Genomic DNA, 24437 nt, shown 5'->3' with positions numbered 1-24437 from the left:
GCCGCATCCCTCTCCCCGCGGGCGGGGCGAGGGGAGACACACAGATGACCGCCTCTCTGCACGATCGCATCCGGGCCGCCGCGCCCGACCTCCGCGGGCGCCTGCTCGCCGACCAGCCGCTCGCCGACCTCACTTGGTTCCGGGTCGGCGGACCGGCCGAGGTGCTGTTCACCCCGGCCGACGAGGAGGATCTCGCCCGCCTCCTCGCATCCCTCGATCCGGACGTGTCGGTCACGGTGATCGGGCTCGGCTCGAACCTGATCGTTCGGGACGGCGGCGTGCCGGGCGTGGTCGTGCGCCTCGGCGGCAAGGCCTTCGGCAGCATCGCGATCGACGGCGACACCCTGACCGTCGGCACCGCGGTCCCGGACATGCGCCTCGCCAAGGCGGCGGCCGAGGCCGGGCTCGACGGGCTCGCCTTCTACCGCGGCATCCCGGGCTCGATCGGCGGCGCGCTGCGCATGAACGCGGGCGCGCATGGCGGCGAGACCACCGACGTGCTGGTGGAAGCCCGCGGGGTCGACCGGACGGGCGCGTCGCGCACCTTCAGCCACGCCGACATGGGGTTCTCCTACCGGCACGCGGACGCGCCCGAGGACGTGATCTTCACGCGCGCCCTCTTCCGCGGCCGGCCCGGCGACCGCGTCGCCATCGAGGCCGAGATGGAGCGGGTCACGGCCGCCCGCGAGGCCGCGCAGCCGATCCGCGAGCGGACCGGCGGCTCGACCTTCGCCAATCCGGACGGCGGCAAGGCGTGGCAGCTCGTCGACGCCGCCGGCTGCCGCGGGCTGAGGCGGGGCGGCGCCCAGGTCAGCGAGATGCACTGCAACTTCCTGATCAATACCGGAACTGCGACCGCGGCTGACATCGAGGGGCTCGGCGAGGAGGTCCGCCGCCGCGTCCGGGAAACCAGCGGGGTCGAGCTGCGCTGGGAGATCCGGCGCATCGGCCGGCCCGCCGGCACGATGTGAGAGCGATGTTCGGGACGCGCCGACGCGGCCGAGACACGGTGCTCGGTCGTCACCGCGGCCGTTCGCGCGTTCAGATCCTGATTGAAGCCGACCTATTCGAGGTGCCCTGATGTCCAAGCACGTCGCCGTCCTGCTGGGCGGCACCTCCGCCGAGCGCGAGGTCTCCCTCAGTTCCGGCAAGGCCTGCGCCGACGCGCTCGAAGGCGAGGGCTACCGGGTGACCCGGGTCGATGTCGGCCCCGACATCGCGGCCGTCCTGACGGCGCTCCGGCCGGACGTGGCCTTCAACGCGCTCCACGGGCCGGACGGCGAGGACGGCACCATCCAGGGCCTGCTGGAGATCCTGAAGATCCCCTACACCCATTCCGGCGTCCTCGCCTCGGCGCTCGCCATGAACAAGGAGCGGGCCAAGACCGTCATGCGCGCCGCCGGCGTCGACGTGCCCGAGGGCCGGATCGTTAACCGTCGTGAGGCCGCCAGGACACACCCGCTGCCGCCACCCTACGTCGTGAAACCGATCGCCGAAGGCTCATCGGTGGGTGTGATCATCGTGCGCGACGGCCGCTCGCACCCGCCCCAGATCCTCGCCTCGGAGGAGTGGACGTTCGGCGAGCAAGTCCTTGCGGAACCTTACATTGCTGGCCGCGAACTCACCTGCGGCGTGATGGGCGACAAGGCCCTCGGGGTGATCGAGGTGAAGGCCGCCACGGGGGATTGGTACGATTACGACGCCAAGTACGCCCCCGGGGGCTCGGTTCACGTGCTCCCGGCCGAACTTAAACCAAATGTTTACCAGCGTGTCCAAGAACTGTCGTTAACGGCGCATCAAGCACTGGGCTGTCGGGGCGTCAGCCGTGCCGACCTTCGCTACGACGACACACCGGGTGGAACCGGTCTGCTCGTGGTGCTGGAGGTCAACACGCAACCCGGCATGACCCAGACGAGCCTTGTGCCGGAGATGGCGGCCCACGCGGGCCTGAGTTTCGGTGAGCTCGTCCGATGGATGGTGGAGGACGCTTCCCTGAATCGCTGAGCGGCGACGCCGCCGGCCGGAGCGGTCCCGCGCGCCTCGTCGGCGCGGTCCTGGGCCGGCTCGCCGGCCGCGCCACGTCCCGGTCGCTCTCGGTTCGTCGGGCCCGCCCGAGTCAGCGCCTGAGCGAGCGCCTGCCCCGCGGCGCCGGAATCGTGGCGGTCTCCGTCTCGGCCGCCGCCGTGGCGCTCGCCGGTTTCGTGGCGAGCGGCCGCTACGACGCCTTCGTGGCCGAGCAGGGCCGCCCCCTCGACATCGCCGCGCGCGTCGCCGGCTTCGGCGTCGAGCGCGTCACGATCTCGGGCATCTCCCGCATGTACGAACGCGAGGTCCTGGCGGCCGCCGGGATCGACTGGCGCTCCTCGGTTCCCTTCCTCGACGTCAACGACGTGCGCGAGCGGCTGCTCCGCGTGCCGCTCATCGCGCAGGCCTCGGTCCGGAAGATCTATCCCAACGAGATCGCCATCACCCAGGTGGAGCGCGAGCCCGCGGCCCTCTGGCAGAAGAACGGCGAGATCAGCGTGATCGCCGCCGACGGCACCGTCATCGACGCGATGCGCGACGACCGTTACGCCAGCCTGCCCCTGGTGGTCGGCGAGGACGCCAACACCAAGCTTCCGGAATACCTCGCGCTCATCGCCGCCGCCGGGCCCCTCGCCGAGCGGATCAAGGCCGGCACCTACGTGTCCGGCCGGCGCTGGACCCTCAAGTTCGACGGCATCGACGTGCGCCTGCCCGAGCTCGATCCGGCCGCGGCGCTCGCCCGCCTCGTGCGGTTCGAGCGCGAGGCCGGCCTGCTCGAGAAGGACATCATCGCGGTGGACCTGCGCATGCCGGACCGCCTGGTGGTGCGCCTGACCGAGGAGGCGGCCGCCGCCCGCGCGGAAGCCCAGAAGGCGAAGAAGAAGGGCGCGGCCAGCTGATGACCTCGACCACGATCTCCGCCCGTCCCGCATCCCGCGCCCGGTAGCGTCAATGCACAGCCAACACGGCCTCACGCCGCGCTTGAAGCCGCTCTCCGCCCGGCGCTCGACCACCCTCTCGGTGCTCGACATCGGCACGAGCAAGGTGGTCTGCCTCATCGCCGAGCTGCAGCCCGCCGAGGCGCTCACGACGCTCCGCGGCCGCACGCACCTCGCGCGCATCATCGGCATCGGCCACCAGCGCTCCCTGGGCCTCAAGGGCGGCGCCATCGTCGATCTCGCCGCGGCCGAGAGCGCGATCCGGCAGGCGGTGCACGCCGCCGAGCGGATGGCCAAGGTCGAGGTCCAGTCGGTCATCGTCAACATGTCGGGCGGTCGGCTCGCCTCGCAGCATTTCCAGGCGCGGGTGAATGTCCGCTCGGGCACCGTCACGGGCAGCGATGTCGAGCGGGTGCTCGAGACCGCCAGCGCCCACGGCGTCAGCCCCGGCCGGGCCGTGCTGCACGCGCTGCCCACCGGCTACGCCCTGGACGGGCAGGGCGCCGTCATCGACCCGTCGGGCATGATCGGCGAGGCGCTCAGCGTCGACCTGCACGTCGTCACCAGCGAGCTCGCGGCCGCCCGCAACGTCATGCTGGCGGTCGAGCACTGCCACCTCGGCGTCGAGGCGGTGATCGCCACGCCCTACGCGGCCGGCCTCTCGGCGCTGGTCGACGACGAGGCCGAGATGGGGGTCTGCGTCGTCGACATGGGCGGCGGCACGACCAGCGTCGGCGTGTTCTCCGGCGGCCACCTCGTCCACGTGGACGCCCTGGCGGTCGGTGGCCACCACGTCACCATGGACATCGCCCGCGGCCTCTCGACCCGCATGGCGGCGGCCGAGCGGCTGAAGACCCTCTACGGCTCGGCCCTCTCCACCCCCTCCGACGACCGCGACATGATCGCCGTCCACGGCGTCGGCGAGGACGAGGGCGAGGCGCCGGCCCACATCCCGCGCTCCCAGCTCGTGCGGATCATCAAGCCGCGCGTCGAGGAGGTGGTCGAGCTGGTCCGCGACCGCCTGCGGGACGCGGGCTTCGCCGCCCAGGCCGGGCGCCGCGTCGTCCTCACCGGCGGCGCCAGCCAGCTCGTCGGTCTGCCCGAGGTCGCCCGCCGCGTCCTCCAGGGTCAGGTGCGGATCGGTCGGCCCCTCGGCATCCGGGGCCTGCCGGAAGCCGCCAAGGGGCCGGCCTTCTCGGCGGCGGTCGGCCTGCTCGTCTATCCGCAGGTGGCCCATGCCGAGCATTTCGAGCCGCGCGGACACGGCGCCTTCGCGGCGACCGGGACCGACAACTACCTGAACCGGGTCGGCCGCTGGCTCCGGGACAGCTTCTAGGTTTCACGCCCGCCCGCTCGGGGGGGATCGAAGGGAATCCGGCGCCCAGGCGTCGCACGGACAGCACAGTTAGCGAGAGGCTCGACACCATGGCCATCACCCTCCAGGCGCCGGACATCCGGGAACTCAAGCCCCGCATCACCGTCTTCGGCGTCGGTGGCGCCGGCGGCAACGCCGTCAACAACATGATCGAGTCGGGCCTGCTGGGCTGCGAGTTCGTCGTCGCCAACACCGACGCGCAGGCGCTCACCTCGTCGAAGGCCGAGCGGGTGATCCAGATGGGCCTGGGCGTCACCCAGGGCCTCGGCGCCGGCTCGCACCCGGAGGTCGGCTCGGCCGCCGCCGACGAGGTGATCGACGAGATCCGCGATCAGCTCTCCGGCGCCCACATGTGCTTCATCACCGCCGGCATGGGCGGCGGCACCGGCACCGGCGCCGCGCCGGTCATCGCCCGCGCGGCCCGCGACATGGGCATCCTGACGGTCGGCGTCGTGACCAAGCCGTTCCAGTTCGAGGGCATGCGCCGCATGCGGACCGCCGAGTCCGGCATCCAGGAGCTGCAGGCCGCGGTCGACACCCTGATCGTGATCCCGAACCAGAACCTGTTCCGGGTCGCCAACGAGAAGACCACCTTCGCGGACGCCTTCGCGATGGCCGACCAGGTGCTCTACTCGGGCGTCGCCTGCATCACCGACCTGATGGTGAAGGAGGGCCTCATCAACCTCGACTTCGCCGACGTCCGGGCGATCATGCGCGGCATGGGCAAAGCCATGATGGGCACCGGCGAGGCGTCCGGCGAGAAGCGCGCCAACCGCGCCGCCGAGGCCGCCATCGCCAACCCGCTCCTCGACGACGTCTCGATGAAGGGCGCCCGCGGCCTGCTGATCTCGATCACGGGCGGCTCCGACCTGACCCTGTACGAGCTCGACGAGGCCGCCACCCGCATCCGCGAGGAGGTCGATCAGGACGCCAACATCATTCTGGGCGCCACCTTCGACGAGAGCCTGGACGGCATCATCCGCGTGTCGGTGGTCGCCACCGGCATCGAGCCGGCCCTGATCTCGGCGAACTCGCCCAACAACCCGGCCATCGCCGAGACCGAGCAGCGCATCGCCGAGGTTGCCGAGCGCCTGCGCGCCGAGGCCCGCTCGCGCGCCGCCTCCCCGGTGCCGAGCATCCGCACCGAGTCGGTCGCCCCGGCGCCGATCCCGGCCCCGACCCCCGCGCCGCTCGCGGCCCCCGAGATGCGCCCCGAGTCGCGGATCGAGAGCCGCATCGAGGCCGCCGCGCCGGTGAACCGCGACGACGTCGTGCTCGCCCCGGTGCAGGCGCGCGCCGCGGCGCCGTTCGTCCCGGCCCCCGCACCGCAGCGCGTCGAGGCGGCGCCCGCCGTCGAGGCCGGTCCGTTCGTGCCGCCGCGTCCGGCCGCCCCGACGGGCACGCCGCTCGCCCGCGCCCCGCGCATGCCGCAGATCCACGAGCTGCCGCCGATCGCCCAGACGCAGATCATGGCGAACCGCGCTGCCGAGGAGGCCGCTCCGGAATCCAAGCGGACCTCGCTGCTGCGCCGGCTCGCGACGGTGGGCTTCGGCGGACGCCGCGAGGACATGGACGGCGCCCCGGCAGCTCGGCCGGCCTCGCCCGCGGCCCCGCAGCCGCACATGGCCCAGCCGCATATGGCCCAGCACCACATGGCGCAGCCCCACGTGCCGCCGGCCCCGCGCGCTCCGGCCGCGCCCGCGGTCCCGCAGTACCGCCCGGCCCAGGGCAACCTCGACGGGCAGGGCCGGGTCGCCCCGCAGTCGCGGATGATGGACGACGATCAGCTCGAGATCCCGGCCTTCCTCCGCCGTCAGGCAAACTGACCGGTTCAGGTCTCCGACACGGCCCGGGGCTGGCGGGAAACCGCCGGCCCCTTCGCGCTGCAGCAAAGCAACTCATGGTTGTTGCGGCCGGGAATAAGGCTCGCCGAGACGGTGCGCCGACGCGCGCGAGCCTGTGCGCATGGTGCATCCGCGCCACAGAACGGCCGCGGGTTAGTCACGTATTAACCAACCTTTAAGCCTTTGGTGGAGCAGCGCTTTGCGGTGACGAAGCGCTAAGCGTGTCTGTAACAGACCGTAAGAATCCGTGATTTGGCTGCCCTGTGCGGCGCAGCTATAGAAACCATGTGATCGAGACGACACGCAGCAGGACACAACCTGATCGCGTGGGCTAGGGCATCAAGCAGCGGACGGATCAGTCAGTTTCTCCTCACTCCCGTCGGGGTGTCGGGATCTGGTCGCGCCCGGGGGCTAAGGAATGCGAACGCATAAACAGACGACCCTCAAAGGGCCGGCGACTCTCTCGGGGATCGGAGTTCACTCCGGCAACCCCGCCGAGATCACGATCCGACCCGCTCCGGCCAATCACGGCATCGCCTTCCTCCGCACCGGTACCACCCACGGCAACGACCGCCTGATCAAGGCGCATCACGCCCTCGTCTCCGCCACCGAACTCTGCACTGTCCTGGGCGACGTCGAGACCGGCGCCGTCGCCACCGTCGAGCACCTGATGTCCGCCCTGTACGGCCTGGGCGTCGACAACGCTCTGGTCGAGATCGACGGCCCGGAGATGCCGATCCTCGACGGGTCCGCGCTCCCCTTCGTCCAGGCGATCGACCAGATCGGGATCGCCGCCTGCGACACGCCGCGCCGCTGGCTCAAGATCCTCCGCCACGTCCGCATCGAGGCCGGGACATCCTTCGCGGAGCTGCGCCCGATCGACCGCGGTTTCCGCCTCGACGTCGAGATCGATTTCGAGAGCCCGGTGATCGGCCGCTCCCGCAGAGCGATGGACCTGTCGCCCGCCACCTACCGCCGCGAGATCGCCGGCGCCCGCACCTTCGGGATGATGCGGGACGTCGAGCGCTACTGGAAGGCCGGCTTCGCCCTGGGCGCTTCCCTGGAGAACACCGTGGCGGTCGGCGAGACCGCGGTGGTCAATCCCGAGGGCCTGCGCTTCCAGGACGAGTTCGTCCGCCACAAGATCCTCGACGCCATCGGCGACCTCGCCCTGGCCGGTCTGCCGATCCAGGGTGCCTACCGCTCCTATTGCGGCGGCCACCGGATGAATGTCGGCGTGCTGTCCGCCCTCTTCGCCGACCGGGCGAACTACGCCATCGTGGAGGCGCAGGGCTCGCGCCGCGAGACCGTGCTGTCCGAACTCGGCGTCGGCCTCGGCATCGCCGCCTTCGCGGGCGACCTCTAGCCCCCCTGTGACTGGCGGGACACAGCCCGCAACCGATCCTGGCCGCCGCAGCCTTGCCGCTTTCGTGCCCGAATCGAACGGCAGGGTTTAACGGTCCGTGAACGGCGGGCACGGCCCGGGGCGGGCCGGATCCACCCACGCGATGGCATGACGGCGCGAGACGGCGCCGGTTCCGGGAAAGAGCGCCAGATGCCTGTCACCATTCGTCATCGCCGGGCAGCGGCCTTCGCGATGCCCTTCGTGGCCGTCCTCGGCCTGGGCCTCGGCGGCTGCGATTTCGACCCGACCAGCATCTTCGCCGAGAAGTACAAGCCCGAGGTCGTGCCGGACGTTCCGGCCGACAAGCTGTACAGCGACGGTCTGGCGAAGCTCGAGGACAGCGACTACGAGGGCGCGGTCAAGAAATTCGACAGTCTGGACAAGCAGTACCAGTATTCCGAATGGTCCCGGAAGGCGCTGCTGATGACGGCCTACGCCAATTACGAGGGCCAGAAGTACGACGACGCGATCAGCGCCTCGAAGCGCTACTTGCAGCGCCACCCGGCCAGCAAGGACGCCGCCTACGCGCAGTACCTGATGGCGATGTCGAACTATAAGCAGATCCCGGACGTCACCCGCGATCAGGAACGCTCCGAGAAGGCGCTCGTCGCCCTGCAGGAACTGGTCCAGAAGTACCCGACGTCGGAATACGCCGCGGACGCGAAGGCCAAGATCCAGATCACCCGCGATCAGCTCGCCGGCAAGGAGATGGAGATCGGCCGCTTCTACCTCGAGAAGCGCAATTTTCCGGCGGCGATCAACCGCTTCCGCGACGTGGTCGCCAAGTATCAGACCACCCGGCACGCCGAGGAGGCCCTCGAGCGCCTGACCGAGGCCTACTGGGCGCTCGGCATCACCCAGGAGGCGCAGAACGCCGCCGCGGTGCTCGGCCACAACTTCCCGGAAAGCCCGTGGTACAAGGACGCCCACGCCCTGCTGGCGCAGGGTGGCCTCGAGCCCCGCGAGGAGAAGACCTCGTTCCTCTCGAAGATCTACCGCACGGTGACAGGCAAGACCGCCTCGGCGGAGTAGACGTCGAGGCCCGCTTCGGGCCGTCCCGAGAATCGTCGAGGCCCGGAGCCGCCGCTTCGGGCCTTTCCCGTTGCGGCGCCCGTTGCGGCACACCGCCTGAGCGGTGCGACGCATTTTTGGGGTGAATCCGCGCCGCAGCGGCCTTATGTCTGCGGTCCCATCCTGAGGAATCCCCGTCGCCGCATGCTGGCGCAGCTCGCGATCCGCGACATCGTCCTGATCGACAGGCTCGAACTGAATTTCCGATCGGGACTCAGCGTCCTGACCGGCGAGACGGGCGCGGGCAAATCGATCCTTCTCGACGCCTTCGCCCTGGCGCTCGGCGGCCGCGGCGACGGCCGTCTGGTCCGCCACGGCGAGGCGCAGGGTGCGGTCACGGCCGTGTTCGATCTGCCCCCCGATCATCCGGCGCGCCGGATCGCGGCCGAGGCCGAGATCGACACCGAGGGCGACCTGATCCTGCGCCGGACCCAGATGGCGGACGGCCGGACGCGGGCCTTCGTCAACGACCAGCCGGTGGGCGTGCAGGTCCTGCGGGCGATCGGCGCGGCCCTCGTGGAGATCCACGGCCAGCACGACGACCGGGCCCTGGCCGATCCCGCCTCGCACCGGGCGATCCTCGACGCCTTCGGGGGGCTCCAGACCCAGCTCGCCAAGGTCGCCGCCGCGTCGCGGACCGTGCGGACGGCCCGCACCGCGCTCGCCGAGCACCGCGCTCGCGTGGAGGCGGCCCGCAAGGAGTCCGACTTCCTCCGCCACGCCGTGGAGGAGCTCGCGGCCCTGGCGCCGCTGCCGGGCGAGGAGGCCCAGCTCGCCGAGCGCCGCACGATCATGCAGCAATCCGAGAAGGTCGCGCGCGAGCTCAACGAGGCGCTCGAGGCCGTCGGCGGTCCCCATTCCGGCGTGCCGCACCTGTCGGCCGCCCTGCGCAAGCTGGAGCGGCGCGCCGCGCAGCTGCCGGCCCTGGTGGACCCGTGCGTGAACGCCCTCGACGCCGCGATGGTCGCCCTCGACGAAGCCCGCGCAGTCCTCGAGGCGGCCGTGGCCGAGACCGAGTTCGACCCCCGCGACCTGGAGCGCGTCGAGGAGCGGCTCTTCGCGCTGCGCGCCGCGTCCCGCAAGTACGACGTTCCGGCCGACGATCTCGCGGCCCTGGCGGAGCGCTACGCGGGCGATGTCGCGGCGATCGATGCCGGCGAGGCGGCTCTGGCCGGGCTGGAGCAGGCGCTCGCGACGGCCGAGGCCGCCTACGCGGAGGCGGCCGAGAAGCTCAGCGCCGGGCGGCGCCGGGCGGCCAAGCAGCTCGACGCCGCCGTCAAGGCCGAGCTGCCGCCGCTCAAGCTGGAGCGGGCGCGCTTCATCACCGAGATCGCCACCGATCCGGAATCCCGCGATCCCGCCGGCACCGACCGGGTCGAGTTCTGGGCCCAGACCAATCCCGGGACGAAGCCCGGCCCGATGATGAAGGTCGCCTCCGGCGGCGAGCTGTCGCGCTTCATGCTGGCGCTGAAGGTGGTGCTGGCCGACAAGGGCTCGGCCCCGACGCTCATCTTCGACGAGATCGACACCGGCGTGGGCGGCGCGGTGGCGGACGCCATCGGGATGCGCCTCGCCCGGCTCGCCGCGACCGTGCAGGTGGTCGCGGTGACGCACGCGCCCCAGGTCGCCGCCCGGGCCGAGACGCATTTCCTGATCGCCAAGGCGCCCGTGAAGGGGGCCGGCCGCGTCGCCACGCGGGTGGCGAGCCTGCCGGTCGCCGAGCGACGGGAGGAGATCGCCCGGATGCTGGCGGGCGCCACCGTCACCGACGAGGCCCGGGCGGCCGCGGCGCGGCTCCTCCAGGGCGCCGACGCGTGAGCGGGCGACAACCTTAACCGTTGGTTGAAGGTAACGATCTGTTAACCATTCCTCGCGAGAGTGCTTCCATCCCGGTACCGCGGCAGGCTTGGGCGGTCGAAGGGCGGGAGGAGCCATGAAGCCGTCAGTCGTCGAGTCCGATGGGTCTCTGCCTGCGGGACAGCCCCTGAAGCGGGCGGTCGACACCCGCCAGCTCGGCCTCACGCTCCGCACGGTCTACGAGGGCAGCGTCGACACGCAGCCGATCACCGACACGCATGTCGAGCTGCTCCTGCGCCTGCGCCAGAAGGAGCGGGAGCTGCGCCGGGCGGTCTGACCCGGCAGCGCCGCCGCTACCAGCGGCGCGCGCCCGGCCGCCGGCGATACTCGGCCGCGCGAATCAGCGTCAGCACGCGGTCGAGGCTCACCAGCAGCTCCGCCTCCTCGACGCGGGCCGCCGCGGCCGCGTCCGGGTCGGGGCTGAATTTCTGCCGGGCCTGCGCCAGCGCGAGCGCCCGCTCCACGGCTTCCCGCTCGGCGTGCAGGGCCAGCCAGGCCGGATCGGATTCCGTCGCCGCATCCACCTCGTCGCCGCCCACGATCCGCGCGTCCTTCTGCTACGCACTGCTGCTCCTGGCGGAGAGGAACGCGCGAGAGCCCGGAACCGTGCCGCGCCCGGGCCGGCCGCGCTGTCGTGCGACGTGTCATCCCGGTGTCATCTACTTGTCGTAACCGCCCGGCCATCGGGCGGCCGGCGCTGGGTCTCTTCGGAAGATCGGCCGCAGAGCTCTGCCGCGGGCACGGGCTCGCCGGCGGAGCAGCGCAGGCTCTAGCCCGACGGCAACGGAGATTCCTTTGAGACCCTTCGCTTACGCGCTCGCCGTCGGCCTCGCGACGGTTCAGCTGGCGTCCGCGGCGCTCGCCGCCGATATCACCGGCGCCGGAGCCACCTTCCCCTTCCCGGTCTACTCCAAGTGGGCCGAGGCCTACCGCAAGGAGACCGGCTCGGGCCTCAACTACCAGTCGATCGGCTCCGGCGGCGGCATCAAGCAGATCCAGGCCAAGACGGTCGATTTCGGTGCCACCGACGCGCCCCTGAAGCCCGAGCAGCTGACGAAGGACGGCCTCGTCCAGTTCCCGACCGTGATGGGCGGCGTCGTGCCGGTGGTGAACATCCCGGGGATCGAGCCGGGCAAGCTCAAGCTCACCGGCGACGTGCTGGCCGACATCTACGCCGGCAAGATCGCGAAGTGGAGCGACCCGCGCATCGCCAAGCTCAATGACGGGCTGAAGCTCCCCGACGCCAACATCACCCCGGTCTACCGCTCCGACGCGTCGGGCACGACCAACATCTTCACCACCTACCTGTCGCAGGTCTCCGAGCCCTGGAAGAAGGAGTACGGCGCGGCCACGACGATCTCCTGGCCGGTCGGTCAGGGCGGCAAGGGCAACGAGGGCGTGACCGCCACCGTGAAGCAGGTTCCGAACGCGATCGGCTACGTCGAGTCGGCCTACGCCAAGCAGAACAAGCTCTCCTACGCCCTGCTGCAGAACAAGGCCGGCAAGTACCCGCAGCCCGACGACAAGGCGTTCCAGGCCGCGGCGGCGAGCGCCGACTGGAAGGCGACCCCGGGCTTCGGCATCTCGCTGACCAACCAGCCGGGCGAGGAGGCGTGGCCGATCACGGCGGCGACCTTCATCCTGGTCCACAAGGACGCCGCCGACCCGGCCAAGTCCGCCGCGGTGCTCAAGTTCTTCGACTGGGCCTACAAGAACGGCGACACGCTCGCCACCGCCCTCGACTACGTCCCCCTGCCGGACAACGTCGTCGAGCTGATCCACCAGGAGTGGAAAGACGTGAAGGGCAAGGACGGCAAGCCTGTCCTCAACATGTGAGCGTGGCCGGGAGGAGGTGAGAACCTCCTCCCTCGCTTCCGGGAACGCACCGCGCTACCACGCCCCCCTTCGCAGAGAACCGCGGATGCCCGCTTTGACCGAATCGATCGCCCTCGGCCGAACCCGTTCCGCGACCGCGCGGAAGGCGCCGAGCCGGAGCCTCGACACGCTGTTCCGGACCTGCTCGTACGCCGCGGCCCTGCTGGTGCTGCTCGTACTCGCCGGCATCCTCGGCTCGATCCTGTACGGCGGCTGGCCCGCCTTCCGCGAGTTCGGCTTCGGCTTCCTGACCTCCAGCGCCTGGAACGTCGGGACCGAGCAGTACGGCGCCCTGGTCGCGGTGATCGGGACCGTCGCCTCCGCCTTCCTGGCCCTGCTGATCGGCGTGCCCGTCTCGCTGGGCATCGCGGTGTACCTCACCCAGCTCTGCCCGGGCTGGGCCCGCAAGCCGGTCGCCATGACGATCGAGCTGCTCGCCGCCGTGCCGAGCATCATCTACGGCATGTGGGGCCTGTTCGTGTTCGCGCCGCTCCTCGCGCGCTACATCCAGATCCCGGTCTCGAACCTCGTGGAGGGCATGCCGATCGTCGGCACGCTGTTCTACGCCCGGGTGCCGTCGGGCGTCGGCGTGTTCACGGCCGGGATCATCCTGGCGATCATGATCGTGCCGTTCATCGCCTCGATCGCCCGGGACATGCTCGACCAGATCCCGACCGTGCTGCGCGAGAGCGCCTACGGCATCGGCTGCACCACCTGGGAGGTCGTGCGCCACGTCCTCGTTCCGCAGGCGGCGGTCTCGATCATCGGCGCGATCATGCTCGGCCTCGGCCGGGCGCTCGGCGAGACGATGGCGGTGACCTTCGTGGTCGGCAACGCCAACCGCCTCTCGGCCTCGATCTTCGACCCGAGCTCGACCATCGCGTCGCGGATCGCCAACGAGTTCAACGAGGCGGACGGCCTCCAGCTGAACGCGCTGATGGCGCTCGGCTGCATCCTGTTCGTGATCACCTTCGTGGTGCTCATCATCGCCCGGCTGCTGACGCGCCGCGTCCAGGCCGCCTGAGGAGCACGCGCGATGGTTTCCTCCAGCACGATCGCCGCGCCCGCCCAGCGCCGCCCCGGCCGCGTCCGACAGGGACGCCGCGTCGCCGACCGGACCCTGCGCGTCGCCTGCACCGCCGCGACGGTGGTGGGCGCCCTGGTCCTCGGTTCGATCCTGGTGATGCTGATCGTCCAGGGCGTGCGCGGCTTCACGCCGACCCTGTTCACCAACCCGACCCCGGGCCCCGGCTCCGAGGGCGGCGGCATCGCCAACGCCATCCTGGGCAGCCTCATTCTGACCGGGATCGGCATCCTGATCGCGACGCCGGTCGGCGTCATGGCCGGGACCTTCCTGGCCGAGTACGGGCGCGGCTCGAAGCTGGCCGCCCTGATCCGCTTCCTCAACGACGTCCTGCTCTCGGCGCCGTCGATCCTCATCGGCCTGTTCGTCTACACGCTGATGGTGCGGCCGATGGGCACCTACTCGGGCTGGGCCGGCGGCGTGGCGCTGGCGATCATCGCCGTGCCGGTGATCGTGCGCACCACCGAGGACATGCTGCGCCTCGTGCCCGGCACCCTGCGGGAGGCCGGCGCGGCGCTCGGCGCGCCCCCCTCGACGGTGATCATGAGCGTGACTTGGCGGGCGGCCTCGGCCGGCATCGTCACCGGCATCATCCTGGCGCTCGCCCGCATCGCCGGCGAGACCGCGCCGCTGCTGTTCACCGCGCTCAACAACAATTCGTGGTTCTCGGCCGACCTGATGGGCGGCGTCGCGAACCTGCCGGTGATGATCTACCAGTTCGCCCTCTCGCCCTACCCGAACTGGCAGGGCCTCGCCTGGGCGGGCGCGCTCCTGATCACCACCACCATCCTGGCGCTGTCGATCATCGCGCGCCTCGTGATCAAGCCGCAGGCCTCGCGCTGAGCCCCCTTTCGAGGACACGACGATGAACGCCGCCTCCGCGATCCCCACGGTCGAGCTGAACCGCAACCGCGCCGAAGAGGGCGGCCCCGTGCGGATCGCCGTCAAGGACCTGAACTTCTACTACGGCAGCTTCCACGGTCTGAAGGACGTCAACCTCAACTTCCACGACCGGCAGGTGACGGCGCTGATCGGGCCGTCCGGCTGCGGCAAGTCCACCCTGCTGCGCTGCTTCAACCGGATCTACAGCCTCTATCCGGAGCAGCGCGCGGAGGGCGAAATCCTGCTCGACGGCGAGAACATCCTCAGCCCGTCCGTCGACCTGAACGAGCTGCGCTCGCGCATCGGCATGGTGTTCCAGAAGCCGACGCCGTTCCCGATGTCGATCTACGACAACGTGGCCTTCGGCCTGCGCCTCTACGAGAAGCTGCCGAAATCCGAGCTCGACGGCCGGATCGAGGAATCCCTGCGCAAGGCCGCCCTCTGGGACGAGGTGAAGGACAAGCTCCGGCAGCCGGGGACCGGCCTGTCGGGCGGCCAGCAGCAGCGCCTGTGCATCGCCCGGACGGTGGCGCAGCGCCCGGAGGTGATCCTGTTCGACGAGCCGACCTCGGCCCTCGACCCGATCTCCACGGGCCGGATCGAGGAGCTGATCGAGCAGCTGCGCGACGAGTTCACCATCGTGATCGTCACCCACAACATGCAGCAGGCGGCGCGCATCTCGCAGTTCACCGCCTTCATGTATCTGGGGCAGCTCGTCGAGTTCGGTCCGACCAACCGGATGTTCATGAACCCGACGGAACGCCGCACGCAGGACTACATCACCGGCCGCTTCGGCTAGTCTGCCGGGCCGCTCCGGTGCCGGGGCCGCCGCGCGCGTCTCCGGCGCGCCGGCGGGTCCCGCAAGCCGCCCGGAGGGCCGTCCCCGGGACCCCATCGAAGGATCCGCCATGCCCGGCCATATCGTCACCTCCTACGACACCGACCTGGAGAACCTGCGTCGCTCGATCTCGGAGATGGGCGGCGTCGCCGAGAAGATGACCGCGGAGGCGACCGACGCCCTCGTCCGCCGGGACGACACGCTCGCCCAGGCGGTGATCCTCGCCGACAAGCGCCTCGACGCGCTGCAGCGGGACATCGAGGAGCGCGCCGTGCTGCTGATCGCCCGGCGCCAGCCCCTGGCGATCGACCTGCGCGAGACCATCTCGGCGATCCGCGTCTCCGGCGACCTCGAGCGGATCGGCGACCTCGCCAAGAACGTCGCCAAGCGCGTGGTGGCGATCTCCGACCAGGCGCCGGCCCAGAAGATCGTGCTCGGCGTGCGCCACATGAGCGACCTCGCCGAGGGCCAGCTCAAGGACGTGCTCGACGCCTACGCGAGCCGCGACGTCCAGGCGGCCCACGACGTCTGGGAGCGCGACGGCGAGATCGACGCCCTGTACAATTCCCTGTTCCGCGAGCTCCTGACCTACATGATGGAGGATCCGCGCAACATCTCGTTCTGCACGCATCTGCTGTTCTGCGCCAAGAACGTCGAGCGCATCGGCGACCACACCACCAACATCGCCGAGACGATCCACTACCTCGCCACGGGCGAGACCCTGGCGGGCGACCGGCCGAAGAACGACGCGTCGAACTACGCGACGGTGGACGGCGTCCAGGCGCCCTGAGTCCCCCGATCCCGGCTCCCGCGCCTCCCTGTGGGCGCGGCCGGGGCCGGTATCCGTGCAGGTTGAGGCCGGGCGGCGCCTCCTGCACCATCCGCGGGACCGCCGGTAGAACGAGTCGTCGAACGTGAGCATGCAAGTCCTGATCGTCGAGGACGAGGAGGCGCTGACCACGCTGCTGCGCTATAACCTGGAGGCCGAGGGCTTCCTGGTGGATTCCGCGGCGCGCGGCGACGACGCCGAGCTGCTCCTGGCGGAGCGGATCCCGGACCTCGTCCTGCTCGACTGGATGCTGCCGGGCCTCTCGGGGATCGAGCTGTGCCGCCGGATCCGGGCGCGCCGGGAGACCGAGCGGCTGCCGGTGATCATGCTCACCGCCCGGGGCGAGGAGGGCGACCGCGTCCGCGGTCTCGGCACGGGGGCCGACGACTACATCGTCAAGCCGTTCTCGGTCCCGGAGCTGCTCGCCCGGATCCGCGCGCTGCTGCGCCGGGCCAAGCCCGCCCACGTCTCGGACCGGCTGGCGGCGGGCGACCTGGAGCTCGACCGCACCGGCCACCGCGTCCGCCGCGGCGGCGAGGAGCTGCATCTCGGCCCCACGGAGTTCCGGCTCCTCGAGTTCCTGATGCTGGCGCCGGGCCGGGTCTTCTCCCGCGAGCAGCTGCTGGACGGGGTCTGGGGCCACGACGTCTACATCGACGAGCGCACCGTCGACGTCCATGTCGGGCGGCTGCGCAAGGCGCTGAACGGCCCGCGCCAAGCCGACCCGATCCGCACGGTCCGGGGCTCGGGCTACGCCTTCGACGAGACCTTCTCGCTCGAGGCCTGAGGCGGCCTCGCGGGCTGTCGGAGCGCCTCACCGCTCCGGCGTGCCGTCATCGCGGGCGGAGCGAAGCGACCCAGGGCGGCGGGACGCCGGCGCGCGTGGCGCTGCCGGATCGCTTCGCTGCGCTCGCGACGACGGTGTGACGGGCGCGCCGCTATTTAGCGTCCCCCCCTCAGGGACTCAGCGCGCCAGCGCCGCGCTCCGGCCCGAGGCCGCCGGCACCGCCTCCAGCACCGCCAGGACCGTCCCCTCGGTCAGGATCTGCGGCAGCACCCGGGGCTCCCCCGTCCCGGTGTAGAGCAGGTAGAGCGGGACGCCGCTGCGGCCGTGCTTCTCCAGGAGGCGGGTGATCTCGGGGTTCTGGTTGGTCCAGTCGCCCTTCATGTAGGTCACGCCGCGCTCGGCCATCGCGGCCCGCACGGCCTTGGTGTTGAGCGAGGTCGCCTCGTTGACCGCGCAGGTGATGCACCACGCGGCGGTCATGTCGACGAAGACGGGGCGGTGCGCGTCGACCAGGGCGTCGAGCCGCGCCTGCGTGAACGGCTCGACGCCGTCAACGGCGGCCTGCGCGGCCGGCGCGGCGCGGTCCCGGGGCAGGGTGACGGCGAGGGCCCCGACGGCGAGCAGCGCCAGCACCGCGGCGGCCCGCGCGACCCGGCCGGCCCGCGGCGCGGCCGCGCGGCCGTGCTCCCAGGCCCAGGCGGCGAAGCCCACGAGGACGAGGCCGATCAGCGCCGCCAGCAGCCCGCGCGGGTCGACCTGCTGCGCCAGCACCCAGATCAGCCACGCCGCGGTGGCGTAGACCGGGAAGGCCAGGACCTGCTTGAGGGTCTCCATCCAGGCGCCCGGACGCGGCAGCGCCCGCAGGGCCGGCGGCCAGAGGGTCAGGAGCAGGAAGGGCAGGGCGAGGCCGAGCCCGAGGCTCGCGAAGACGGCGAGCGCCACGCCGGCGCTCTGGGTCAGCGCGAAGCCCACCGCCGAGCCCATGAACGGCGCCGTGCAGGGCGTCGCCACCAGGGTCGCGAGCACGCCGGTGAAGAACGAGCCGCTCAGGCCGCCGCGCCGGGTGAGGCCGTCGCCGAGGCCGGCGAGCCGGCCGCCGACATGGACCGCGCCCGAGAGGCTCAGGCCCATCGCGAACAGCAGGTAGGCGAGCCCCGCCACGATGGCGGGCGACTGGAGCTGGAACCCCCAGCCGATCGCCGCCCCGCCGCTCTTCAGGCCGATCAGCGCGGCGGCGAGCGCCAGGAAGCTCGCCAGGACGCCGGCCGTGTAGGCGAGGCCGTGCAGCCGCAGCCGGGCCGGCCCCTCGCCCGCGTGCCGCACGAGGCTCAGCACCTTGATCGACAGCACCGGGAAGACGCAGGGCATCAGGTTGAGGATCAGGCCGCCGAGGAACGCGAAGGCCGCGGCGGTCGCCAGCGTCAGCGCGTCGAGATCGGCGGCGGCCGGCGCGGTCGCGGCGGGATTGGGCGCGGTCGCGGCCGGCGCCGCGGCGGCCGGGAGCACCGGCTCGTCGCCGTACGCGAAGGCGAGCCGGCGGGTCCCGGCGGCGTCGACCGCCTCGACCGTCAGGACGCCGGGCAGGGTGGCGGGGACCGGGTCGGTCGGGCTGCTCCGGGCGAGGGTCAGGTGCAGGCCGGTCTCGTCGACCGCCATCACCTGCGCGGCGGCGTTGTCGATCGCCGTCTCGGCGTAGGGGAAATAGGCGGCGTTCCGGACCGCCTCGGGCTTCAGGCCGGTCGCGGCGAAATCGAGGCGCAGGGTGTCGCCCTGGCTCGACAGGCGCAGGGGCCAGAGCGCCGGCACGGGCAGGGCGGCGCGGGCGCGCGCGAACAGCGCGGCGTTGGCCGGGTCCGGCGCGGCCTCGCCGACCGGCAGGGTCAGGGCGAGATCGGCCGAGCCGGGGACGCACTCGGTCTCGCAGACGAGGTAGGTCAGCTTGGCCTGGACCTGCACCGGGTCGGCCGGGTCGAGGCTCGGCGGCGGCGTCACCGGGACGAGGAGCGTCACCTCGCCCTCGTAGCCGTAGTTCATGAGCGTCGCGATCGGGATGCGCTCCGGCGCCGGCCACCGGATCGCGCCGGCGTTGAAGCCGGCCGGCAGGGTCCAGGTCACCTCCGGCGGCAGGCCGGAATCGCCCGGGTTGCGCCAGTAGACGTGCCAGCCGGGCTTGATCTGCATCCGCACCGCCAGCGTGAAGGGCTGCGCGCCGGCGACCGCGGCGGGCTCGGCCACGAGGCTCGCCCGCACGAGGTCCGCGGGCGTGCGGAAACCCTGCGGGAACCCCTGCGCCGCGGCGGCCGACAGGCTCGCGGCGAGGGCCAGGATCAGGATGGCGAGGCGGCGGATCATGCTGTCCCTTCGCGCGCGGGGCTGCCGCGGTTTCACGCGCGGCGTCTCGGGCCCGGCGCGGGCGTTCCCGTGGCGCCGGGTCTTACCACGGACCGCGCACGGGGTCGCGTCCGCGGTCCCGTGCGGGCGGGTCACCCCGGGAGCGGCGCCGTCGCCCGCTCCAGCCAGTCGCGCGTCGCGGGGTCGAGACCGGGCGCCAGGGTCTCGCGCACCCGGGCATGATAGGCGTCGATCCAGGCCCGCTCACCGGGTTCGAGCAGGTCCGGCTCGATCAGCCGCCGGTCGTAGGGGGCGAGCGTCAGCGTCTCGAAGCCGAGGATCGGGCGCTCACCGCCCGCGATCGCGCGGGACTCGACCAGGACGAGGTTCTCGATCCGGATGCCGTAGGCGCCGCGGGCGTAGTAGCCCGGCTCGTTCGACAGGATCATGCCGGGCTCCAGCGCGACCGTGCCGGTCTTGGCGATCCGCTGCGGCCCCTCGTGCACCGACAGGAAGGCGCCGACGCCGTGCCCGGTGCCGTGGTCGAAGTCGAGCCCCGCCTGCCAGAGCGGCGCCCGCGCGAAGGCGTCGATCTGGGCGCCGGTCGTGCCGACCGGGAACACCGCCCGGGCGATGGCGACGTGCCCCTTCAGCACCCGCGTGAAGCGGTCGCGCATCGCCGGGCTCGGCGCACCGACCGCGACCGTGCGGGTGATGTCGGTGGTGCCGTCCGGGTACTGCGCGCCGGAATCGATCAGGAACAGCTCGCCCGACCGGACCGTCCGGTCGGTGGCGCGGCTCACCCGGTAGTGGACGATCGCGCCGTTCGGTCCGGATCCCGAGATCGTGGGGAACGAGACCTCGCGCAGGTCGCCGCCGGCGGCCCGGAAATCCTCCAGGGCCTCGACGGCGGCGATCTCGGTGAGGCCGCCGGCCGCGGCCGCACCGTCGAGCCAGGCGAGGAAGCGCACGACGCTCGCCCCGTCCCGGACATGGGCCGCGCGGGCGCCCGCGATCTCGGCGGCGTTCTTGACCGCCTTCATCCCGGTGATCGGGTCCTTGCCGACATCGGCCGTGCCGCCGGCGGCCTCGATCTTCTCCTTCAGGGCGACGGCGCCGGTCGCCGCGTCGAGGCGGACGCGCGCCCCGGCCAGGGACGCCAATCCGTCGTCCAGGTCCGCCCGCGGCAGGATCTCGGCGACCGGCGCGAGCGCCGCCCGCAGGGCCGGATCGACGTTCGGCGAGACGAGAAACAGCCGGGCCAGCCCCTCGCGCGGCAGGATCGCGTAGCCCAGCGCCAGGGGCGTATGGGCGACGTCGGACCCGCGCAGGTTGAAGGCCCAGGCGAGATTGTGCGGGTCGGAGATCACCAGGGCGTCGCAGCCGCCCTCGGCGAGCGCCGCCCGGATCCGGCCGAGCTTGTCGGCGGGCGCCTCGCCGCACAGCGCGTCCGGGTGGACCACCACCGGCCCGGCCGGCGGCCGCGGCCGCCCGGCCCAGACCGCGTCGACGAGGTTCGGCACCGCCCGCACGGTGCCGCCGGCGCGGGTCACGGCCCGCTCCAGGCGTGCCAGACCGTCCGGCGTGTGCAGCCAGGGATCGTAGCCGAGCACCTGGTCCCGCCGCAGGTTGGCGCCGACCCAGGCCTCCGGCGTCGTTTCGGCGAGCGGCACCACCGTGACGAGGCCGGTATCGACCTGCTCGGGCGCCTGCAGGGTGTAGCGCCCGTCGACGACCAGCGCCGCGGACTCCATCAGGATGACGGCCGTCCCGGCCGAGCCGGTGAAGCCGGTGAGCCAGGCCAGCCGCTCGGCGTCGGCGGGAACGTATTCCGACTGGTGCTCGTCGGCCCGCGGCACGACGAAGCCGTCGAGGCCGGTCTCGCGCAGGGCCGCCCGCAGCGCCTCGATCCGCTCGGTGCCCCTCCGGTGGCTCGGATCGTCGAAGCTCTGGAAGCGCTGACGCGGTCGGGACGGACGGGTCTCGGTCATGCGGCGAGCCTAGCGCCCGCCGCTCCCGCGTCGCAACACCCTGTGCGCCCGACAAAGAGGTTGGTCGGATGATCGTTGCGGTGCTTAAAGATCGTTAGCAATCTTATCACACCGCCGATTTTCGCCTATTACTCAGACATGCCACGCCGCGTTTACTACCGGATCAGCGACAGACCCGACGGCCGCTTCGACGCCGTCGTGACGATCGAGCCCGACACGGTGGTCCGCCGCGACGGTTTCGATTCGCTCGCCGAACTCGAGGACTGGATCGACGGCCTGCGCGTGCTGATGGCGGCGCTCGGCGCGCCGGTGTCGCAGGCGGACGCGCCGGGGTCGCCGGCCGAGACCAAGGGCGAGCCGGACCGGCCGGGCCGCCTGCGCACCGCGCGCTGATCAGCCGTTCGTCGCCGGCAGGTCCGGCGCGCGGTCCGCGGGCGCCCCGTCGTAGCCCTCGATCCAGGCGCGGCGAGCGGGCGAATCGGCCGGATAGGGGCAGGCATCCTTGGGCCGTCCCTGCGCCCGGGCGCGGGCGCCCTCGGCGATGGGGTCCGCCGGCGGATCGTGGAGCGGCGTCTGGCTCATGGCCGGACAACACGCCGGCACGCGGGGAGTTTCGGGGCGGTTCCGCGCGGGTCAGCGCCGCGGACGCGGCGCCGCGCCGCCGCGCATCAGGACCAGGGCGACCCACCCCTCGATCACGCCGCGCCGCACCAGGGAGAAGCCCTGGAGGCGGTAGGCCGAGAGCACGCCCGGCACGTCGCGCTCAATCAGGCCGGACAGGACCAGCACGCCCCCGGTGGCGACGACCCGCGCCAGGGTCGGCGCGAGGAGCCTGAGCGGCCGGGCCAGGATGTTGGCGAAGACGAGATCGAAGTGGCGCGACCGGTCGGCGAGGCGGTGGCGCACGCCGGATCCCTCGTAGAGCTTGAGATAGGGGCCGAGCCCGTTCGCGCGGGCGTTCTCGCGGGCCGTGCGCACGGCCTCCGCGTCGAGGTCGCCGGCCACCACCGGCTGCCGCAGGGCCTTGGCGGCCGCGAAGGCGAGGATCCCGGTTCCGGTGCCGACATCGAGGACGTGGACCGGGCGCCGGCGCTTGAGTTCAGAGACCAGGGCGCGGAGGCAGCCGAGCGTCGTGCCGTGATGCCCGGTGCCGAAGGCGAGGGCGGCCTCGATCTCGATGGCCAGATCGTTGCCCCGCACGGAGTCGCGGTCGTGCGAGCCGTGCACGAGGAAGCGGCCGGCCCGGACCGGCTTCAGGCCTTCCAGCGAGGCGCGCACCCAGTCCTGCTCGGCGATCGTGCGGAATTCCGCCGCGTCGGCCGCGTCGCCGATGACCGGGCGGATGAGTTCGCGGACGTAGTCCTCGTCGGGCGCGTCCGCGAAGTAGGCCTCCAGCCGCCACGTGCGCCCGTCCTCGTCCTCGAAGGCCGCCACCGCGGTCTCCGTGGGATCGAACATCTCGCCCAGGAGGTCGGTCATCGCGCGGGCCGAGCGTTCGTCGGTCAGCAGGCGCAGGACGTGGGACGGGCGATGGGGCGGCAGGCCTTCGAGCATGGTGCCGGGCTGTAACGCCGGGGCGCGCCGCAGCCCAGGGGCTGGCGCGAAAAAATCCGCGCCCGGCGGCGGCGGATGGGCCGCGCGGGGCCGCGCGGGGCCGCTGTCGAACCCTTGTTGCCGGACGGTCACAAGCGCCAATACTTATCTTTCACGCGGACCAAACCAGTGTCCACGACCTTCGCGTGTGCTTAAACAATCTCGGCTTCCCCAAGGCCAGACCCTCAACTCGGGCGCGCCGCTCGTTCCGGAGCGGCGCGCCAGTTTTGACAGACGATCGTGCTGCCATGACCGCGCCTCTCCTCATCAGTGTCGCCTTCGCGGCCGTGACCACGGCCGCGGCCACGCTGTGGGCGCTTCTCGTCGCGGACGGCATGGGCGGCCTGCCGGAGTCGCGCCCCGTCGAGCGGCACGACATCCGGACTTGGTGACGTCGCGGCTCCGATTCGCGCGCGCGGGCGCCCAGGAATGCGGCAGGATGGTCGCGCGTTAACCAAATGGTGGATCGCAGCCGCGGAACCCGCCGCCGACGGCGGCGTTTTTGCCGGCTTTTTACGTGAATCACGATTGAGCAGGGTGCGTACAGCGTGACCAAGTCCCGGCGTTCCGGCCCCCGCGGGCCCGTGGTCGTCAACGGCGCGGCCGTGCCTGTCCGACCGCGCGAGCGGATCTTCGGCGGCCCCGCACCGGACGGGCCGCTCCCCGGCCACCTCCTCGTCCTCCTGAGCCGCCTCCATCGCGCGGAGGCGGAGCCCAAGGACCGGCAGGAGGCCAAACTCGGCTGACAGGACCTCGGCTGACAGGACCTCGGCTGACAGGACGGGGCCGTGCTCTCCCCGGGGCCGGCCCTTGGCCGACCGCCCGCGCGCGCCTATGATCCCCGTCGTTCCCCGCCGTATATAGCGGGTCGCGACCGGAGAGATCTGAGTGATGCCCCTGACGCGACGGATCCTGGTCGCCTGCGCCCTCGCGGTGCTGACCCTCGCGCCGGCGACCCGGGCCGCGCGGGCGGACGAGCCGGTCGTGGTGTTCGCGGCCGCGAGCCTCAAGAACGCCCTCGACGATGCCGCCGCCGCCTGGACGAAGGCGACCGGCAAGACCGCGCGGATCTCCTACGCGGGCTCGAACGCCCTCGCGAAGCAGATCGAGGCGGGCGCGCCGGCGGACCTGTTCATCTCGGCCGACCTCGCCTGGATGGACTACGTCGACCGGACCGGGCTGCTGAAGACCGGCTCGCGGATCGACCTGCTGCGCAACGCCCTGGTGCTGATCGCCCCCGGGCCGAAGGACAGCGCCGCGGACGCGCAGGTCGCCCTGGCGCCGAACCTCGGCACCACGCTGACGCGGATTCTCGGCGGCGGGCGGCTGGCGATGGCGACGATCGACGCCGTTCCCGCCGGCAAGTACGGCAAGGCCGCCCTGGAGACGCTCGGCGCCTGGGACGCCGTGAAGGGGCAGGTCGCCCAGGCCGAGAACGTGCGCGCCGCCCTCCTGCTCGTCGCCCGGGGCGAGGCGCCGCTCGGCATCGTCTACGCCACCGACGCGGCCGCGGACCCGAGCGTCCACGTGGTCGCGACCTTCCCGGCCGACAGCCACCCGCCGATCGTCTACCCGGCGGCCGTGACCCGGGATTCGCGCAACCCGGATGCCGGGGCGCTGCTCGGCTACCTGCGCGGCCCGGCCGCCCGGGGCTCCTTCGAGCGCCAGGGCTTCACGGTGGTCGCGCAGCCCGGCGCTAGCCAGTAGCGGCG

24 protein-coding genes are annotated in these 24437 nt (G+C 72.2%); 19 read left to right on the top strand and 5 right to left on the bottom strand.

The features are described 5' to 3' along the window. Window positions 1–44 precede the first annotated feature (44 nt). The 9 genes from murB (at window position 45) to ACLBXO_RS12620 (ending at window position 10792) form a co-directional block, all read left to right on the top strand. A complete protein-coding gene (gene murB, locus ACLBXO_RS12660) occupies window positions 45–971 on the top strand; it encodes a UDP-N-acetylmuramate dehydrogenase (RefSeq protein ID WP_447685581.1) in 927 nt (308 codons plus the stop codon). A gap of 109 nt (window positions 972–1080) precedes the next feature. Then, window positions 1081–2004, top strand: coding sequence for a D-alanine--D-alanine ligase (locus ACLBXO_RS12655; protein WP_020094130.1), 924 nt, complete (start codon window positions 1081–1083; stop codon window positions 2002–2004). Further along, window positions 1971–2924: a cell division protein FtsQ/DivIB gene (locus ACLBXO_RS12650; RefSeq protein ID WP_447685580.1), complete on the top strand. Its 954-nt coding sequence runs from the start codon at window positions 1971–1973 to the stop codon at window positions 2922–2924. The genes ACLBXO_RS12655 and ACLBXO_RS12650 overlap by 34 nt, the downstream gene beginning before the upstream one ends. Window positions 2925–2976: 52 nt before the next feature. After that, a complete protein-coding gene (gene ftsA, locus ACLBXO_RS12645) occupies window positions 2977–4299 on the top strand; it encodes a cell division protein FtsA (RefSeq protein WP_012319319.1) in 1323 nt (440 codons plus the stop codon). Between the two features lie 89 nt (window positions 4300–4388). Further along, window positions 4389–6164: a cell division protein FtsZ gene (gene ftsZ, locus ACLBXO_RS12640; RefSeq protein ID WP_447685579.1), complete on the top strand. Its 1776-nt coding sequence runs from the start codon at window positions 4389–4391 to the stop codon at window positions 6162–6164. 436 nt (window positions 6165–6600) lie between these two features. Further along, window positions 6601–7548 carry a UDP-3-O-acyl-N-acetylglucosamine deacetylase gene (lpxC, locus tag ACLBXO_RS12635; protein WP_331318343.1) on the top strand — a complete coding sequence of 316 codons (948 nt, stop codon included), beginning with the start codon at window positions 6601–6603 and terminating at the stop codon, window positions 7546–7548. 189 nt (window positions 7549–7737) lie between these two features. Further along, window positions 7738–8619: an outer membrane protein assembly factor BamD gene (locus tag ACLBXO_RS12630; RefSeq protein WP_331318345.1), complete on the top strand. Its 882-nt coding sequence runs from the start codon at window positions 7738–7740 to the stop codon at window positions 8617–8619. 183 nt (window positions 8620–8802) lie between these two features. Then, complete coding sequence (gene recN, locus ACLBXO_RS12625) at window positions 8803–10476, top strand: DNA repair protein RecN (protein ID WP_447685578.1); 1674 nt, start codon at window positions 8803–8805, stop codon at window positions 10474–10476. A gap of 115 nt (window positions 10477–10591) precedes the next feature. Then, on the top strand, window positions 10592–10792 hold the full coding sequence (locus ACLBXO_RS12620) for a hypothetical protein (RefSeq protein ID WP_024830024.1): 201 nt from the start codon (window positions 10592–10594) through the stop codon (window positions 10790–10792). Window positions 10793–10808: 16 nt separating this feature from the next. Here the strand turns inward: ACLBXO_RS12620 and ACLBXO_RS12615 are convergent, their stop codons facing one another. Beyond that, a complete protein-coding gene (locus tag ACLBXO_RS12615; protein ID WP_331318349.1) occupies window positions 10809–11054 on the bottom strand; it encodes a hypothetical protein in 246 nt (81 codons plus the stop codon). 256 nt (window positions 11055–11310) lie between these two features. Here ACLBXO_RS12615 and pstS point away from each other — a divergent pair, with 256 nt between their 5' ends. The 6 genes from pstS to phoB all read left to right on the top strand — a co-directional run bounded on the left by pstS (window position 11311) and on the right by phoB (window position 16810). After that, complete coding sequence (pstS, locus tag ACLBXO_RS12610; protein ID WP_331318351.1) at window positions 11311–12351, top strand: phosphate ABC transporter substrate-binding protein PstS; 1041 nt, start codon at window positions 11311–11313, stop codon at window positions 12349–12351. 85 nt (window positions 12352–12436) lie between these two features. Continuing rightward, a complete protein-coding gene (pstC, locus tag ACLBXO_RS12605; RefSeq protein WP_331318353.1) occupies window positions 12437–13414 on the top strand; it encodes a phosphate ABC transporter permease subunit PstC in 978 nt (325 codons plus the stop codon). Window positions 13415–13426: 12 nt separating this feature from the next. Next, window positions 13427–14317: a phosphate ABC transporter permease PstA gene (gene pstA, locus ACLBXO_RS12600; protein ID WP_447685577.1), complete on the top strand. Its 891-nt coding sequence runs from the start codon at window positions 13427–13429 to the stop codon at window positions 14315–14317. 22 nt (window positions 14318–14339) lie between these two features. Then, a complete protein-coding gene (gene pstB / locus ACLBXO_RS12595; protein WP_012319309.1) occupies window positions 14340–15155 on the top strand; it encodes a phosphate ABC transporter ATP-binding protein PstB in 816 nt (271 codons plus the stop codon). A gap of 109 nt (window positions 15156–15264) precedes the next feature. After that, window positions 15265–15984: a phosphate signaling complex protein PhoU gene (phoU, locus tag ACLBXO_RS12590; RefSeq protein WP_192708539.1), complete on the top strand. Its 720-nt coding sequence runs from the start codon at window positions 15265–15267 to the stop codon at window positions 15982–15984. A 130-nt stretch (window positions 15985–16114) separates the two neighbouring features. Beyond that, window positions 16115–16810, top strand: a complete 696-nt coding sequence (gene phoB, locus ACLBXO_RS12585) for a phosphate regulon transcriptional regulator PhoB (protein ID WP_012319307.1) — start codon at window positions 16115–16117, stop codon at window positions 16808–16810. Window positions 16811–16987: 177 nt separating this feature from the next. On the opposite strand, the gene ACLBXO_RS12580 is transcribed toward phoB, so the two are convergent. Together ACLBXO_RS12580 and ACLBXO_RS12575 are read right to left on the bottom strand one after the other, a co-directional pair. Beyond that, window positions 16988–19162, bottom strand: coding sequence for a protein-disulfide reductase DsbD family protein (locus ACLBXO_RS12580; RefSeq protein ID WP_447685576.1), 2175 nt, complete (start codon window positions 19160–19162; stop codon window positions 16988–16990). A gap of 131 nt (window positions 19163–19293) precedes the next feature. Continuing rightward, window positions 19294–21132 (bottom strand): aminopeptidase P family protein, encoded by a 1839-nt coding sequence (locus tag ACLBXO_RS12575; protein WP_447685575.1) that lies wholly within the window; start codon window positions 21130–21132, stop codon window positions 19294–19296. 138 nt (window positions 21133–21270) lie between these two features. Between ACLBXO_RS12575 and ACLBXO_RS12570 the strand changes: the two genes are divergently transcribed. Continuing rightward, window positions 21271–21525, top strand: coding sequence for a hypothetical protein (locus ACLBXO_RS12570; RefSeq protein ID WP_447685574.1), 255 nt, complete (start codon window positions 21271–21273; stop codon window positions 21523–21525). On the opposite strand, the gene rmf is transcribed toward ACLBXO_RS12570, so the two are convergent. Beyond that, on the bottom strand, window positions 21526–21714 hold the full coding sequence (rmf, locus tag ACLBXO_RS12565) for a ribosome modulation factor (RefSeq protein WP_447685573.1): 189 nt from the start codon (window positions 21712–21714) through the stop codon (window positions 21526–21528). It abuts the gene before it with no gap. 51 nt (window positions 21715–21765) lie between these two features. Then, window positions 21766–22686, bottom strand: a complete 921-nt coding sequence (locus ACLBXO_RS12560) for a 50S ribosomal protein L11 methyltransferase (RefSeq protein ID WP_447685572.1) — start codon at window positions 22684–22686, stop codon at window positions 21766–21768. A 287-nt stretch (window positions 22687–22973) separates the two neighbouring features. Here ACLBXO_RS12560 and ACLBXO_RS12555 point away from each other — a divergent pair, with 287 nt between their 5' ends. From ACLBXO_RS12555 to modA, 3 genes are all read left to right on the top strand, one after another. Continuing rightward, the gene (locus ACLBXO_RS12555; RefSeq protein WP_331318366.1) at window positions 22974–23117 is read left to right on the top strand and encodes a hypothetical protein; all 144 of its coding nucleotides are present in this window, start codon (window positions 22974–22976) and stop codon (window positions 23115–23117) included. Window positions 23118–23273: 156 nt separating this feature from the next. Then, window positions 23274–23471 carry a hypothetical protein gene (locus ACLBXO_RS12550; protein ID WP_331318367.1) on the top strand — a complete coding sequence of 66 codons (198 nt, stop codon included), beginning with the start codon at window positions 23274–23276 and terminating at the stop codon, window positions 23469–23471. A gap of 145 nt (window positions 23472–23616) precedes the next feature. After that, a complete protein-coding gene (gene modA, locus ACLBXO_RS12545; RefSeq protein ID WP_447685571.1) occupies window positions 23617–24432 on the top strand; it encodes a molybdate ABC transporter substrate-binding protein in 816 nt (271 codons plus the stop codon). Window positions 24433–24437 lie beyond the last annotated feature (5 nt).

The sequence above is a fragment of the Methylobacterium sp. C33D genome (assembly GCF_053345825.1).
The sequence above is the reverse complement of the archived record's forward strand: the minus strand, read 5'-3'. Positions and strand labels throughout refer to the sequence as shown.

What these genes read in the sequence shown, in the direction of transcription:
- murB (WP_447685581.1), top strand. Translation starts at nt 45, where the DNA reads ATGACCGCCTCTCTGCACGATCGCATCCGGGCCGCCGCGCCCGACCTC.
- ACLBXO_RS12655 (WP_020094130.1), top strand. Translation starts at nt 1,081, where the DNA reads ATGTCCAAGCACGTCGCCGTCCTGCTGGGCGGCACCTCCGCCGAGCGC.
- ACLBXO_RS12650 (WP_447685580.1), top strand. Translation starts at nt 1,971, where the DNA reads ATGGATGGTGGAGGACGCTTCCCTGAATCGCTGAGCGGCGACGCCGCC.
- ftsA (WP_012319319.1), top strand. Translation starts at nt 2,977, where the DNA reads ATGCACAGCCAACACGGCCTCACGCCGCGCTTGAAGCCGCTCTCCGCC.
- ftsZ (WP_447685579.1), top strand. Translation starts at nt 4,389, where the DNA reads ATGGCCATCACCCTCCAGGCGCCGGACATCCGGGAACTCAAGCCCCGC.
- lpxC (WP_331318343.1), top strand. Translation starts at nt 6,601, where the DNA reads ATGCGAACGCATAAACAGACGACCCTCAAAGGGCCGGCGACTCTCTCG.
- ACLBXO_RS12630 (WP_331318345.1), top strand. Translation starts at nt 7,738, where the DNA reads ATGCCTGTCACCATTCGTCATCGCCGGGCAGCGGCCTTCGCGATGCCC.
- recN (WP_447685578.1), top strand. Translation starts at nt 8,803, where the DNA reads ATGCTGGCGCAGCTCGCGATCCGCGACATCGTCCTGATCGACAGGCTC.
- ACLBXO_RS12620 (WP_024830024.1), top strand. Translation starts at nt 10,592, where the DNA reads ATGAAGCCGTCAGTCGTCGAGTCCGATGGGTCTCTGCCTGCGGGACAG.
- pstC (WP_331318353.1), top strand. Translation starts at nt 12,437, where the DNA reads ATGCCCGCTTTGACCGAATCGATCGCCCTCGGCCGAACCCGTTCCGCG.
- pstA (WP_447685577.1), top strand. Translation starts at nt 13,427, where the DNA reads ATGGTTTCCTCCAGCACGATCGCCGCGCCCGCCCAGCGCCGCCCCGGC.
- pstB (WP_012319309.1), top strand. Translation starts at nt 14,340, where the DNA reads ATGAACGCCGCCTCCGCGATCCCCACGGTCGAGCTGAACCGCAACCGC.
- phoU (WP_192708539.1), top strand. Translation starts at nt 15,265, where the DNA reads ATGCCCGGCCATATCGTCACCTCCTACGACACCGACCTGGAGAACCTG.
- phoB (WP_012319307.1), top strand. Translation starts at nt 16,115, where the DNA reads ATGCAAGTCCTGATCGTCGAGGACGAGGAGGCGCTGACCACGCTGCTG.
- ACLBXO_RS12580 (WP_447685576.1), bottom strand. Translation starts at nt 19,162, where the DNA reads ATGATCCGCCGCCTCGCCATCCTGATCCTGGCCCTCGCCGCGAGCCTG.
- ACLBXO_RS12575 (WP_447685575.1), bottom strand. Translation starts at nt 21,132, where the DNA reads ATGACCGAGACCCGTCCGTCCCGACCGCGTCAGCGCTTCCAGAGCTTC.
- ACLBXO_RS12570 (WP_447685574.1), top strand. Translation starts at nt 21,271, where the DNA reads ATGCCACGCCGCGTTTACTACCGGATCAGCGACAGACCCGACGGCCGC.
- rmf (WP_447685573.1), bottom strand. Translation starts at nt 21,714, where the DNA reads ATGAGCCAGACGCCGCTCCACGATCCGCCGGCGGACCCCATCGCCGAG.
- ACLBXO_RS12560 (WP_447685572.1), bottom strand. Translation starts at nt 22,686, where the DNA reads ATGCTCGAAGGCCTGCCGCCCCATCGCCCGTCCCACGTCCTGCGCCTG.
- ACLBXO_RS12555 (WP_331318366.1), top strand. Translation starts at nt 22,974, where the DNA reads ATGACCGCGCCTCTCCTCATCAGTGTCGCCTTCGCGGCCGTGACCACG.
- modA (WP_447685571.1), top strand. Translation starts at nt 23,617, where the DNA reads ATGCCCCTGACGCGACGGATCCTGGTCGCCTGCGCCCTCGCGGTGCTG.